This is a genomic window from Micromonospora sp. HB375, from assembly GCF_017872985.1.
Classification (GTDB): domain Bacteria; phylum Actinomycetota; class Actinomycetes; order Mycobacteriales; family Micromonosporaceae; genus Micromonospora; species Micromonospora chalcea.
Genome location: NZ_JAGGJO010000001.1, coordinates 4,194,887 through 4,207,704 on the forward strand (window position 1 = coordinate 4,194,887; position 12,818 = coordinate 4,207,704).

Here is a 12,818-nt window from a genome sequence, read left to right on the forward strand (position 1 = left end):
TCGCGGCTCCCTAGCGTCTTCCCCAGTCGTCCGGCCGGTGACCACCGGCGGATCCGGGACGACGACACGACTCCGAGGGGAGACACCATGATCGGGAAGAGAGCGGCCGGGGTGCTGGCGGCGGGACTGCTCGCCGCCGGGTTCGGGGTGGCGTACGGCCCGCCGGCACAGGCCGCCAGCGGCCACTACGCCATCGTCAACTACGGCAGCGGCAAGTGCCTGGAGGTGGACCGGTCCGGCGCCCCGTCGTCGCTCGGCGGCCGGGTCGTGCAGCGCACCTGTGACGGCCAGGCCGTGCAGCGCTGGTCGCCGGTGGGCAGGGACACCTACACGTTCGTCAACCAGTTCAGCGGTATGTGCGTGGACGTCCGAAACGGGGTGAACGCCGACGGCACGCCGTTGCAGCAGTGGGCCTGCACCGGCACGTCGAGCATGAAGTGGACGGTCGACCCGAACTCGTTCGCGGGGGTGCACCAGATCAAGTCGCAGGTCGGTGGCCGGTGCATGGACGTGCGGAGTGGATCGGACGCCGACGGCGCGACGGTCCAGATCTACCGCTGCACCGGGTTCGGCAACCCGGCCCAGGTCTGGTCGTTCGCGGCGGTCTGACCGGCGCGGATGCGGCCCGTCCCCAGGGGTGAGGGGGACGGGCCGCACGATCGTCAGCGCCAGGTGTCGGTGACGGCCCGGGTGCCGCCGGCCGGCGTGGTGAGCGTCCGGTTCGCGCCGGACTCCCAGGTCACCGTCCCGTCCGGGTTCTTCTTGACGTACTTGTACTCGACAGCGGTGTTCGCGGGCAGGTCGACGGTGGCCCGCCAGACCGGGTACGCGGCCGAGGAGAGCGCGACGGCGGCGGCCGGGTTCCAGCCGCCGAGCTCCGGTATGTTGCCGACGACGAACACGTTCTGCCCGTAGGCGGTGGTCGCGGTGACGGAGAACGTGGTGGCCACAGCCGTGGAGACGGTGTCACCGCGGAACGTCTCGGTCACTGCGTACGTGCCGGTGGCCGGCGTGGTGAGCGTCCGGTTGGCGCCGGACTCCCAGGTGACCGCGCCGGCGGCGGTCAGCTTGACGAACTTGTACTCCACCGCGGTGGACCGGGGCAGGTCGACGGTGGCGCGGTAGACGCCGCCGCCCTGCGCGGTGAGCTTGACGCCGCTCGCGGGCGTCCACGACCCGAGCGCGGGGATGCTGCCGACGACGCGGACGTCCTGCCCGGCGGCCAGGTTCGCGGTGACGGTGAACGTGGTGGCGATCCGGTCACCCGGGCTCACCGTGGGGGACACGGTCGGCGAGGGCGACACGGTCGGGGAGGCCGACGGGGACGGGCTCGCGCCCGGCCGGGCGTTCACGTGGATCGCGACCGCGTCGTTCGCCGGGAGGGTCACGGTGGCCCGGCCGCCGGACACGGTCACCGTGGAGCCGGTGCAGCCGCTGCCGGTGGCGACGCCGGAGATGACGTCGCAGTACCGGCCGTCGGCGAGCCCGGTGGTGAAGGTGGCGGTGGTGGCGGAGCCGGAGTCGTTGATGCCGATCCACGCCCGGTCGCCCCGGTGGAAGCCGATCACGTTGCTGTTCACCGTGGTGAAGTCCGAGACGGTCTTCACCGGGCGGGCCGTGTTGGCCCAGCCGACCATGCCCTTGACGCCGGTGGTGCGGCTCAGGCAGGTCCAGGCGGCGCCGCAGACCGTGTCGGTGACCCGTCCGGTGCCGTCGTGCGGCGGGGACTGGTTGCGGTTGGACCAGGTGAAGCTGTCGTAGACCGACGGCTTGCCGTGCGGGTAGGCCAGCGCGAAGTAGTTGGCCAGCACGTAGTCGGTGCCGTTCTTGTACGACAGCACCACGCCGTCGCGCTCCAGGTCGTGGTTGGTGACCATGGCGAAGACGTTGGCGCCGGGCGCGTCGAGGTTCCAGTTCGGCACGTTGGCCAGCGCCGAGATGGAGCCCTGGAAGGCCGAGCGGATGCCCTTGGCGTACGCGAAGTCGAGCACGTCGCCGTTGGCGATGTACGCGCGGGCCTGCAGCGCGGAGTTGCTCGCCCCGTCGAAGATCTCCTGCGCGACGTACGGACGCCGGCCCTCGACGACCGTGTTGTTCAGCTTGCCGAGGATGGCCGCGAAGTCGTCCTTGCGGATGTGCTTGACCGCGTCGACCCGGAAGCCGTCGACGCCGAGCCCGATCAGGTCGTTGAGGTACGCGGCGATCTTGTTCCGGACCGCTTCCTTCTCGGTGTACAGGTCCGACAGCGACAGCAGCTCGCAGCTGGTCACCTGGGCCTCGTTGTTCCAGTCGTTGATGGCGCCGCCGGTCGGGCAGTTGTCGCCGGGGCGGTGGAAGTCGCCGTCGCCGTACGGCACGGCCGGGTAGCTGTAGCCGGAGAACTCGGTGCCGGCGTAGCCGCGCGTACCGGCCGGGTTGTTGGTGCCGGCCATGTGGTTGACCACCGCATCGACGTAGACGCGCACACCGGCGTTGTGGCAGGCGGCGACCATCGCGGCGAACTGCTGGCGGTTGCCGAACCGGCTGTCCAGCTTGTACGACACCGGCTGATACACCTCGTACCACGGGTAGGCGCCGTCGGCGCTGGCGGGCAGCTTCACCGACTCCTGCGGCGGTGCCACCTGCACCGCGCCGTAGCCGGCCGGTCCGAGGTGGTCGGTGCAGGCGGCGGCGACCGAGGTCCAGTTCCATTCCCAGAGGTTGGCGGTCACCTCGCTGTCGTTGAGTACGACGGCGGCGCGGGCGGGTGCGGCGGTGGTGGTGGCAGCCGCGACGGCAACCGTGCCGCCCGCCGCGACGAGCGCGGCGGCGAGCAGCAGGCGACCGGCACGGCCACGGGGGTGTGGCCTGACGGAAAGCATGGTTGGGGGACCTCTTCCGTGGGTTCGAAAGGGTGAGCGGGGGGTGGGGCGGCCGTCCCGGGTAGCGAACACCATGCGCCATCCATGAAAGTCTTTGCAAGAGCTTGCGGCAAAGTTTTCGAAACCCGCAGGCAACACGAGCGGGGTCAGATCCCCGACCACCAGCGGCGATCCACGCTGGACCGAGCGATCCGGCGCTCGACCGGGATCCCGACGCTCGGGACGAAACAAACCGATTCGCGGGACGACCGCAACTTCTGAGCAGATTTTCCAACGTTTGCGGGCCGGGTGTGCGCCGCTGATCCCCGACACCCGCCGGACACGGGACGAGCCCCGGTCCGTCGCGGCGCGACGGACCGGGGCTCGCTCGGAGACGGCGGATCAGGCCAGGTCGAAGCGGTCCAGCTCCATGACCTTCGTCCAGGCGGCGACGAAGTCACGCACGAACTTCTCCCGCGCGTCGTCGCTGGCGTAGACCTCGGCGAGGGCCCGCAGCTGCGAGTTGGAGCCGAAGATCAGGTCGACCGCGGTGGCGGTCCACTTGACCTGGTCGGTGGCCAGGTCCCGGATCTCGTACACGTGCTCCTCGGACTCCGACGCCTTCCACCGGGTGCCCGGGGAGAGCAGGTTGACGAAGAAGTCGTTGGTGAGCACGCCGGGCCGTTCGGTGAGCACGCCGTGCGACGCGCCGCCGACGTTGTTGCCGAGCGCGCGCAGACCGCCGACCAGCACGGTCATCTCCGGCGCGGTCAGGTTCAGCATGTACGCCCGGTCGACGAGCAGCACCTCCGGCTGGGTCTTCTCGCCCGGCCGCAGGTAGTTGCGGAACCCGTCGGCGCGCGGCTCCATCACCCGGAACGACTCGACGTCGGTCTGCTCCTGGGTGGCGTCGGTACGCCCCGGGTGGAACGGCACGGTCAGCTCGACGCCCGCGTCGCGCGCCGCCTGCTCGACAGCGGCCGAGCCGGCCAGCACGATCAGGTCGGCGAGGGAGATCTGGGCGCCGCCGGCGGCGTTGAACTCCTGCTGGATGCCCTCCAGCGTGGCCAGCACGGTGGCGAGCTGCTCGGGCTGGTTGACCTCCCAGTTGCGCTGCGGCTCCAGGCGGATCCGCGCGCCGTTGGCGCCACCGCGCTTGTCGGTGGAGCGGTAGCTCGCGGCCGAGGCCCAGGCGGTGGAGACCAGCTGGGCGGTGGTGAGACCGGACTCCAGCACCTTCGCCTTGAGCGCGGCGACGTCGGCGTCGTTCACCAGCTCGTGCGCGACGGCCGGCACCGGGTCCTGCCAGAGCTGGGCCTCCGGCACCCACGGGCCGAGGAAGCGGCTGACCGGGCCCATGTCACGGTGCAGCAGCTTGTACCAGGCCTTGGCGAACGCCAGCGCGAACTCGTCCGGGTTCTCCAGGAACCGGCGGGAGATCTTCTCGTACGCCGGGTCGACGCGCAGCGACAGGTCGGTCGTCAGCATCGTCGGCTTGTGCTTCTTCGACGGGTCGTGTGCGTCCGGGATGATCGCCTCGGCGTCCTTGGCGACCCACTGCTTGGCGCCACCCGGGCTGGTGGTCAGCTCCCACTCGTAGCCGAAGAGGATCTCGAAGAACCGGTTGGACCACTGCGTCGGCTTGTCGGTCCACGTCACCTCGAGACCGCTGGTGATCGTGTCGCCGCCCTTGCCCTCGCCGTACGTGCTGAGCCAGCCCAGACCCTGCGCCTCCAGCGGCGCGGCCTCCGGCTCGGGGCCGACGTGCTGGTCGGCGGGGCCCGCGCCGTGGGTCTTGCCGAAGGTGTGGCCGCCGGCGATCAGCGCGACGGTCTCCTCGTCGTTCATCGCCATCCGGCGGAACGTCTCGCGGATGAAGTGCGCCGCCGCGAGCGGGTCGGCGTTGCCGCGCGGGCCCTCCGGGTTGACGTAGATCAGACCCATCTCGGTCGCGCCGACGCCGGCCACCATCTCCTTCTCGGAGGCGTAGCGCTCGTCGCCGAGCCAGGCGTCCTCGGGGCCCCAGAAGATCTCCTCCGGCTCCCAGACGTCCTCACGACCGAAGCCGAAGCCGAAGGTCTTGAAGCCCATCGACTCCAGCGCGACGTTGCCGGCGAGCACCAGCAGGTCGGCCCAGGAGATCTTCTGGCCGTACTTCTGCTTGACCGGCCAGAGCAGCCGGCGGGCCTTGTCCAGGTTGGCGTTGTCCGGCCAGCTGTTCAGCGGGGCGAACCGCTGACCGCCGTCGCCGGCGCCACCGCGGCCGTCCTCGATGCGGTAGGTGCCCGCGGCGTGCCAGCTCATCCGGATCATCAGGCCGCCGTAGTGGCCGAAGTCGGCCGGCCACCAGTCCTGCGAGGTGGTGAGGACCTCGGTGATGTCCCGCTTGAGCGCCTCGACGTCGAGCTTGGCGAACTCCCGGGCGTAGCTGAACTCCGGGCCGAGCGGGTTGCCCTTGTCCGAGTGGGCGTGCAGCACCGACAGGTCGAGCTGGTTGGGCCACCAGTCACGGTTGCTGCGCGGACGACCGCCGGTCTTCGGGGTCGGCGAGTCGATCGCCGGGTTCTCGCTCTCGCTGCCGTGCGCGGTCACGGAGTCGTGCGCGACCGGGCAGCCGGCCGCCTCCTTCGCGTCCACGCCCTGCGGGCTGACGGGCCGGTTGTCCTGGGTGTCGCTCATCTGTTTCCTTCCGAACTGGCGGATCACTGGGCGGTGCGGTCGGCCGCGCAGCCGGGGCAGGCGCCCCAGTAGACGACCTCCGCCTCGTCCACCACGAAACCGTGGTCGTCGGAGGCGGTGAGACAGGGGGCGCTGCCGACGGCACACTCGACGTCGGCGATGGCGCCGCAGGAACGGCACACGACGTGATGGTGGTTGTCTCCCACCCGAGACTCGTAGCGGGCCGTGGCGCCGGCCGGCTGGATGCGCCGGATCAGCCCGGCGTCGGTGAGGGCCCGCAGCACATCGTAGACCGCCTGGTGGGACACGGTGGGCTGCTCCGCGCGGACCAGCGCGATCACGGTGTCGGTGTCGACGTGCGGGTGGTCGCGCAACGCCGCGAGCACCGCCAGCCGGGGCCGGGTCACCCGCAACGAGACCGCCCGGAGCTGCGTCTCGAAGTCGGCCGTCATGCGACGACCTTAGCCCGGTCTTTTGGAATGAATCAAGTTTCTGCCCAGGTGTGTCGGCCGCCACCGCGGCCGTCCGCGCACACGAAAACGGGGGTGCCGCGCCAGGCGCGGCACCCCCTCCCCGGAAGAGGGTTCAGGCGGCTGAGCAACTCGCGGTGGGCGTGTTGCTGTTGCCGTTCTTGTAGAGCGTGATGCCGAAGTTGTTGCCGTTGCCGTTGGGACGCGCGGTGAGCGTGCCGCTGGTGCCGCTGACCGAGGCGTTCCAGCTGTTCTGCAGGCTCTGGCCGCCCTGGGTCTGGATGCTGACGACCCAGTTGCTGGTGCCGCTGACCGAGAAGGTCACGTTGAACCGGTCGCCCCACTCCTCGGCCCGGCTGACGCTGACCGTGCAGCCGCCGTTGTTCGGCGGCGGGGTGGTCGGGTTACCGCTGGTCCCGCCGATCGTGATGTTGGAGTTGCCGCTGCTCTGGTAGCCCTCGGTGGCGAGGATCTGGTAGTCGTGCGAACCGAGGTTCATGCCGTAGCGGGACCAGGCGTCGAAGTGGTTGCCGGCGGTGATGGTGCCGCCCACGCGCTTCGACTGCCGGACGCTCCAGTACTGGTAGAACGTCCGCGTGCCCTCGATCGAGGGGGCGTTGACCCGCTGGGTGCGGTAGATGTCGTACGTGCCGCCGTCGGAGGACACCGAGCCCATGTAGCCGCTGCCCGGCGGGCGCCAGCTGCCCCAGCTGTCGACGATGTAGTACTCGACGAGCGGGTTGCGGGTCCACCCGTAGAGCGTCAGGTACGCGTTGCCGGACGGGTTGAAGCTGCCGGAGTAGCTGACCGTGCGGCGGCCGCCCGGGTTCCAGCCCTTGCCGGCGACGAAGTTGTTGATGTTGCTCCACTGGGTGCTGTACTGACCACCGTTGCCCATGGTCATGGAGACGTTGCCACTGTCTTTCCAGAAGGAATAGAAGTAGCCGTTGTTGGTGCCGGTCGAGTTCGACGTGACGGTGGTGTCGGCGTAGGCCGGGCCGGACGTGACCGCCGTCGTCCCGGCGGCGATCAGCGCCACGGCACAGGCGCCGCCGAAGAGCATCCGGAGGCGTCCGCGCCTGCGGTTGCCCGTGCGGACGGGGGCGTCGTTCATGGACGGGTTTCCTCCCTGTGACCGGCTGGCGCGGCCAGCCGGGTGGCACGAGCCGCATGTGGCCGTCCGCTGGTGGACGGCGGGACGGGCGACTGCGCGCCACGGCGGTGGACGGACATCGACGTCAATCGAGATACGCCGATGGCCACAGTATTGGAGGCTCATTTCTCCGTGTCAACAAGTTCCGGAAATGTTGTGGAAACCCGAAGTAGCACAAATAGGGCTTAGCGCTGCCGGGTGAGGCTGTCGCAGCCCTGCCGGAGGTCTCTTGAACGAGCCGAGTAAGCGATGGTGACCGGAAGTTTCGGCGGCTTTCCGGATCAAGGCCGGGCCCGCGCCGGGCACCGCTACCCGGTCGAGCCCAGCATCACCCCGAACACGCCGCAGCAGGCCAGCCCGCCGACGACGAGCGTGACGAGGGCGACCGAGTAGTTCGACCACAGGCCGAACCGCGTCACGTCGGTGCCGTACCCGTCGTGCACCCGGTTGCGCCAACCGCCGAAGCGGAACACCAGGTGGTGGGCGGCTCCCGGCTGGACCATGAGCGACGTGGTCATCAGCGGGACGCCCATGAAGTCGGTGTAGCGGACGTCGTGCCCGCCGGCCGGGACGGCGACGTGCCACGTGCCCTCGCCCGGGATCGCGACCACCTGGCGGTCGATCTTGAAGCGGCTGGTGACCGGCGCGGGAATCATGTACGGCCCCCGGTTCACCGAGACCACGAGCACTCCGCAGCCCGGCGGCGGGGCGATCGGGTGCGGGTAGGCGATCAGCGGGACGACGCCGTGCATCGGCGGGTACGGCTGCGAGGGGAGGTAGGACACGGCCAGATTCTGGCACGGCCGCGCCAGGTGTCGATCTCCCCCGCTCAGCCGGCGCCGGGCGCCGCGGCGCCGGCGAGCAGGCGCTGTCGCATCAGGAACTTGCGGACCTTGCCGGTGGGTCCCATGACCACGTCGTCGTCCGGGACGGTCACCACCCGGCGCAGCGTCGCGGCCACCGCGGGGCCCAGCGCGGCCCGGACCCGGTCGGTGCGGTCGCGCGCCGGATCCGCGTCCTCGGCGAGCAGGAGCAGCACGTCGGTGACGGTCGTGCCGTCCTCGGCCGCCGCCGCGACCACAGTGCAGTCACGGACGTCCGGGCAGTGCCGCAGGACGCGCTCCTCGGACAGCGCGGTGTACAGCCAGGTCCCGCCGCCCAGGTCGACCGCGTCGCTGGCCCGGTCGACGTGGTGGTAGTCGCCGGCCTCGTCGCGGTACATCAGGTCGCCGGTGAGGTAGTAACCGCCCAGCCGGGTGCGGTACGTGGTGACCGAGTCGTTCCAGTACCCGAGCGCCAGCGTCGGCGACTTCAGGCCGACGTGCCCCACCTGCCCCGGCGCTACCTCCTCACCGGTCTCCACGTCGAGCAGCGCGATCTCGGCGAACGGGTACGGCTTGCCGACACAGCGGTCGTACCGGTCGCTGCCCAGCCGGTGGGTGATCCGGAACGCGCCGTGCCCCATCTCGGTGGAGCCGAGCATGTCGACGAACTTCGAGCCGGGGGCGTCCACCATGCCGTCGCGGGTGTACGTGGGATGGCTGCCGACCGCGACCAGCCGGCGTACGTGCGACTCGTGCGCGCAGTCTCCGGTGTTGAACCAGTTGCGCACCGAGCTGAGGTCGCGGGTGGTGAGGTCGACCCGGGCCAGCTCGGACCAGGTCACCGCGAAGCCGAAGACGCCGGTGGGGCGCCACCGTTCGATCGCGGAGAGGATCGTCTCGGCGCTGCGCGCGAACGGGCCGCCCTGCGCGGACAGGCACAGCAGCTGGTAGCCGTTGCAGAGCGCCTGGTTGAGCGTGATGATGCCGGCGGCGTGCGCGGCCGGCAGCGCGGACATCTCCCGCACCTCGCCGTACGGCCGGGACTCGGTGAGCCGGACCGCGCGGATCGCGGCGAACAGGCCGTGGTGCGAGTGGACGATCGCCGCCGGCACCCGGGTGGTGCCCGAGGAGTGGGTGATGACCACCGGGTCCTGCGGGTGGTGCCGGTGGTGCGGCGGGGCCTGCGCCGGGTCGCCCGCGCCGGTCTGCGCCGCGTCGCCGAGGACCGGCGCGCCGAGGTCGTGCCCGGCCAGGGCGGCGTGGTCGGCGTCGACCACCACCCCGGCGGCGCGCAGCCGCCGCACGAACTCGGCCGCCAGCTCGATCGGCATGTTGCCGTTCATCAGCGCCGGGATCGCGCCGAGCCAGGTCAGCGCCAGGAAGTTGAGGAACACGTCCGGCGCCGAGGTCACGTACACCGCGATCGGGTCGGCCCGGCGGACGCCGCGCGCCCGGAACCACGCCGCCCGCGCCGCGACCCGCTCGGTCAGGGTGGCGAGCGACAGCGGCGTCCAGGCGGGGATGCCGTCGACGTCGACGTCGAACGTCACCCGGGGCATGTCCATGTCGGCGCCGTGCTCGGCCAGCCGGAGCAGCACGTTGCCCGCGCCCAGCTCCATGTCGGCCGCCAGCGTCGCGCGGAAGTTGTCGGCACCCAAACGAGTCGCCTCCTCAGCTGACACACGTCACGGCCGCGCCGGCGGCGTACCGGCCGCCGGGCGGGGACACGATCAGGCTAGAGCGCCCGCCACGCTGAGACAATGCTCGATGTACGCTCGGTCAGGAGACGTCGCGGTTGAACAGCCGCGACGACCAGAACAGGCTCGCCGCGGCCAGCCCGGACATGATGAGCGCGCCCTGCCAGACCACGCTCTGGGTGATCTGGCCGGCGAACAGCGCCCGCATGCCGTCGGTGGCCCAGGCGAACGGGTTCCACACCGCGACCCGCTGGATCCACATCGGCGCCAGCACGAGCGGGATGAGCACGCCGGCCAGCAGCGACACCGGCTGCCCGACGGTGTTCACCAGCACGCCGAGGCTGTTCTCGTTGCGGACCAGCAACGCGATGTCGTACGAGATCGAGGTGCTCAGCAGCACCATCACCGACAGCAGCGCGTACGACACCAGCAGGTTCGCCAGGTGCACCCGCAGGCCGAACGGCAGCGCCACGAGCGTGACCACCATGGCCTGCACCACGTTGAGGCACACGTGCATCAGCGCCCGGCCCAGCAGCAGGCCGGTCCGGCTCACCGGCGTCACCCGGCACCTGTCGATGATGCCCGCGCGCAGCGCGCTGAGCAGCCCGTAACCGGCGAACAGGCCGCCGAACAGGCCCATCGCCACGAACAGGCCGGGTACGTAGATGCGGTACGCGTCGGCGTAGGTCGAGGCGCCCCGGTCGACCATCACCACCTTGAGGAACGGCGCGAAGAGGATCAGGTAGGTGATCGGCTGGGCCAGGCTGAACGCCACCATCACCGGGTTACGCACCATCAGGCCGGCCTCCTGCTGGAAGATCAGCCAGGTGTCGCGGACGAGCTTCACGCCGTACTCCTCTCGGCGTCCGGTCACTCGGCGAGCGACCGGCCGGTCTTGGCCAGGAACACGTCGTCGAGGCTGGGCCGGCGGGCCTCGATCGCGCCGGGCTCGATGCCCCGGTCGTAGAGCGCCCGCATGACCTGCGGGATGGCCGTGGCGGCGCTGTCGACGTAGAGCCGCAGCGTGCCGTCGACCGGCTCGGCCGCGTGCACGTACGGCGCCTCGGCCAGCAGCTTCGTCGCGGCCGGCAGGTCGCCGCCGGTCTCGTCCGCGACGTCGGCGGCGGCGAAGTCGACGGCGACCACGTCGCCGGAGATCTCGCGCTTGAGCGCCGACGGGGTGCCCTCGGCCACGATCCGCCCGGCGTCGATGATCGAGACGCGGTCGCAGAGGCTGTCGGCCTCGTCCAGGTAGTGCGTGGTGAGGAAGATGGTCATGCCCTCCTCGCGCAGCCGCCGTACCTCCTGCCACATCCGGACCCGGCTGGGCGGGTCGAGCCCCGCCGTCGGCTCGTCCAGGAACATCACCTGCGGCGAGTGGATGACGCCGAGCGCGACGTCGAGGCGGCGGCGCTGCCCGCCCGAGTACGTCTTGATCTTGCGGTCGGCGAAGTCGTCGAGCTGGAACGCGCGGATCGCCCCGGCGGCCAGCTCCTGCGCCACCGACTTGGACAGCCCGTGCATCCGGGCCTGGAGGACCAGGTCCCGCCGGGCGGTCGAGTCGTCGTAGGTGCCGCTGGCCTGCGCCACGAAGCCGATCCGCCGCCGCACCTGCGCGGGCGCGCGCAGCAGGTCGACCCCGGCGATGGTGGCCGCTCCCCCGCTGGGCCGGATCAGCGTGGCGAGCATCCGCAGCGTGGTGGACTTGCCCGCGCCGTTGGGGCCGAGGAATCCGACGATCTCGCCGCGCCGGACCGCGAAGTCGACGCCGCGTACCGCCTCGACAGTGGTGGCGCCGCGGCCACGTCCGACCCGGAAGGACTTGCGTAGGCCGGTGGCCTCGATCATCGAGCCTCCTCGTGCGGCGCGACGCCGGCGCGGGTGCGTCAGGTCAGGCTAGTTCGGCCCCGACGGTTGGACAACGGTCGATGCGTCAGTGTCGGGAGCCGTGCGTGCCAACACGGCGAGACGTGCCGCCGCCGCGCGGGCGCCGCCGGCCGCCGCGAACGACTCCCCCACCCGGCGCGCTCCCGCCCGGTACGCGGGTTCGTCGAGCACCGCGCTCAGCGCGGCGGTCAGCTCCGCCGGGGTCGCGGAGCCGAAGGAGACCTCCAGTCCGGCGCCGGCCCGGCGCACCTGCCGCGCCACCGCCGGATGGTCGTGCCGGATCGGCGCGACCACCACCGGCACACCGTGGGCCAGCGCCTCGGACACGGTGCCCAGCCCGCCGTGCGACACGAGGGCGTCGAGCCGGGGCATCAGCGCGAGCACCGGCACCCGGGGCGCGACGAGCACGTGCGGCGGCGGGTCGGGCACCAGTCCGGCGCCGGCGGTGAGGATCACCTGGACCCGGTCGGCGAGCGGCGCGGTCGCCGCCGTCATCCGCCGGTAGAAGTCGGCGGCGAGGTGCTCGGCCATCGTGCCGACCGTGACGAGCACGTGCCGGCGGCCGGGATCCCATGCCTCCCAGGCGAACGCGGGCGCGTTCGGCCGCCGTCCCAGCGCCGGCCCGGTGAGCACGCAGCCCGGCGGCAGCAGCGCCGGGCCGGTGAGCGCCGTCGTGGTCAGGCCGATCACGAGGTACGGCGAGAAGCGCAGGTCGATCGTCTCGTCCACGGGCAGGTCGGTCATCGCCCACACGCGGCGGACCTGGGCGTCCACCCAGCCGGTGAACTCGGGCATCTCCTCGGTCGGCGGTGTCAGCTCCAGCATGCCGACGCAGAACGTCGCCCACGGCAGCCCGCGGCGGTGCGCGGCGAGCGCGCCGGCCAGCGCGTACTGGTCGGCCACCACCACGTCCGGCCGGTACCGCTCGACGGCGGCGTCGGCGGCGTCGCGGATGAACCGGTTCGCGGGCAGCACGTGCCCCTCCCAGAGGCTGCGCACCGAGGCCATCCCGGCCGCGTCGTCGGGGCGGTAGTAGCGCTTGCCGGTGGGGAACAGCGTGGCGTCCGGGCCGACCAGCGGGCGCAGGTCGCTGCGCGGCCCGACCCAGGCCACCTCGTGCCCGGCCGCCTCCAGCTCCTGGGCGATGGCGACCGGCGCGTTCAGATGGGACTCCACCGGCAGGACGACGAACAGGAAGCGAGCCACGTCGATATGATCGCACGCGCGTTGACATCCATCGGCGTCACTGATCTGATCCGTGTCGTGAC

Annotated in this window: 10 protein-coding genes; 1 reads left to right on the top strand and 9 read right to left on the bottom strand. The window is 71.5% G+C overall.

Annotation, left to right across the window (positions count from 1 at the left end; translation table 11 throughout):
• Positions 1–87: 87 nt before the first annotated feature.
• Positions 88–609: an RICIN domain-containing protein gene (locus J3R08_RS19200; protein ID WP_043323284.1), complete on the top strand. Its 522-nt coding sequence runs from the start codon at positions 88–90 to the stop codon at positions 607–609.
• A 53-nt stretch (positions 610–662) separates the two neighbouring features.
• Here J3R08_RS19200 and J3R08_RS19205 read toward each other — a convergent pair whose 3' ends face one another.
• The 9 genes from J3R08_RS19205 to J3R08_RS19245 all read right to left on the bottom strand — a co-directional run bounded on the left by J3R08_RS19205 (position 663) and on the right by J3R08_RS19245 (position 12,756).
• Entirely contained in the window at positions 663–2,861 is a 2,199-nt protein-coding gene (locus J3R08_RS19205; protein ID WP_209962337.1) for a carbohydrate-binding module family 20 domain-containing protein, read from the bottom strand.
• Positions 2,862–3,242: 381 nt separating this feature from the next.
• Positions 3,243–5,519 carry a catalase/peroxidase HPI gene (gene katG, locus J3R08_RS19210; protein ID WP_069088429.1) on the bottom strand — a complete coding sequence of 759 codons (2,277 nt, stop codon included), beginning with the start codon at positions 5,517–5,519 and terminating at the stop codon, positions 3,243–3,245.
• A 23-nt stretch (positions 5,520–5,542) separates the two neighbouring features.
• Positions 5,543–5,971 (bottom strand): Fur family transcriptional regulator, encoded by a 429-nt coding sequence (locus tag J3R08_RS19215; RefSeq protein WP_030499126.1) that lies wholly within the window; start codon positions 5,969–5,971, stop codon positions 5,543–5,545.
• A gap of 133 nt (positions 5,972–6,104) precedes the next feature.
• Positions 6,105–7,103: a glycoside hydrolase family 11 protein gene (locus J3R08_RS19220; protein ID WP_064445607.1), complete on the bottom strand. Its 999-nt coding sequence runs from the start codon at positions 7,101–7,103 to the stop codon at positions 6,105–6,107.
• A 347-nt stretch (positions 7,104–7,450) separates the two neighbouring features.
• Positions 7,451–7,927, bottom strand: a complete 477-nt coding sequence (locus J3R08_RS19225; RefSeq protein WP_069088428.1) for a hypothetical protein — start codon at positions 7,925–7,927, stop codon at positions 7,451–7,453.
• A gap of 44 nt (positions 7,928–7,971) precedes the next feature.
• Entirely contained in the window at positions 7,972–9,624 is a 1,653-nt protein-coding gene (locus J3R08_RS19230; RefSeq protein ID WP_043323274.1) for a class I adenylate-forming enzyme family protein, read from the bottom strand.
• A 121-nt stretch (positions 9,625–9,745) separates the two neighbouring features.
• A complete protein-coding gene (locus tag J3R08_RS19235) occupies positions 9,746–10,510 on the bottom strand; it encodes an ABC transporter permease (RefSeq protein WP_030499122.1) in 765 nt (254 codons plus the stop codon).
• 23 nt (positions 10,511–10,533) lie between these two features.
• Positions 10,534–11,511 carry a daunorubicin resistance protein DrrA family ABC transporter ATP-binding protein gene (locus J3R08_RS19240; protein ID WP_043323273.1) on the bottom strand — a complete coding sequence of 326 codons (978 nt, stop codon included), beginning with the start codon at positions 11,509–11,511 and terminating at the stop codon, positions 10,534–10,536.
• A gap of 48 nt (positions 11,512–11,559) precedes the next feature.
• Complete coding sequence (locus tag J3R08_RS19245; protein ID WP_051610904.1) at positions 11,560–12,756, bottom strand: glycosyltransferase; 1,197 nt, start codon at positions 12,754–12,756, stop codon at positions 11,560–11,562.
• Positions 12,757–12,818 lie beyond the last annotated feature (62 nt).

What these genes read in the sequence shown, in the direction of transcription:
- J3R08_RS19200 (WP_043323284.1), top strand. Translation starts at nt 88, where the DNA reads ATGATCGGGAAGAGAGCGGCCGGGGTGCTGGCGGCGGGACTGCTCGCC.
- J3R08_RS19205 (WP_209962337.1), bottom strand. Translation starts at nt 2,861, where the DNA reads ATGCTTTCCGTCAGGCCACACCCCCGTGGCCGTGCCGGTCGCCTGCTG.
- katG (WP_069088429.1), bottom strand. Translation starts at nt 5,519, where the DNA reads ATGAGCGACACCCAGGACAACCGGCCCGTCAGCCCGCAGGGCGTGGAC.
- J3R08_RS19215 (WP_030499126.1), bottom strand. Translation starts at nt 5,971, where the DNA reads ATGACGGCCGACTTCGAGACGCAGCTCCGGGCGGTCTCGTTGCGGGTG.
- J3R08_RS19220 (WP_064445607.1), bottom strand. Translation starts at nt 7,103, where the DNA reads ATGAACGACGCCCCCGTCCGCACGGGCAACCGCAGGCGCGGACGCCTC.
- J3R08_RS19240 (WP_043323273.1), bottom strand. Translation starts at nt 11,511, where the DNA reads ATGATCGAGGCCACCGGCCTACGCAAGTCCTTCCGGGTCGGACGTGGC.